Source organism: Pseudomonas khavaziana (genome assembly GCF_019145205.1).
Taxonomy (GTDB): Bacteria; Pseudomonadota; Gammaproteobacteria; order Pseudomonadales; family Pseudomonadaceae; genus Aquipseudomonas; species Aquipseudomonas khavaziana.
The window spans coordinates 1-251 of the sequence record NZ_JAHSTT010000079.1 but is presented as its reverse complement, the minus strand read 5'-3'; the positions used below and the strand labels follow the sequence as shown (position 1 = coordinate 251).

Genomic DNA, 251 nt, shown 5'->3' with positions numbered 1-251 from the left:
GGCTTCGCCAGCTTAGACGCGGCACGGACTTGGGTGAGGGATTTTATGCGGTGGTACAACAGCGAACACAGGCACAGCCGAATCCGCTTCGTCACCCCGTCAGAGCGCCATGGTGGGCAAGATCATCAGATCCTGGCGCTGCGCCATGAGCTGTATGAGCGGGAGCGCCGAAAAAGACCTGAACGGTGGTCAGGGCAAACACGCAACTGGGAACCGGTAGGAACGGTGCTGCTGAATCCGGATCGGGAACA

Annotated in this window: 1 pseudogene; it reads left to right on the top strand. The window is 59.8% G+C overall.

Annotation, left to right across the window (positions count from 1 at the left end):
- Positions 1 to 251 (top strand): annotated as a pseudogene (locus KVH01_RS29615) (IS3 family transposase); the annotation flags it as partial.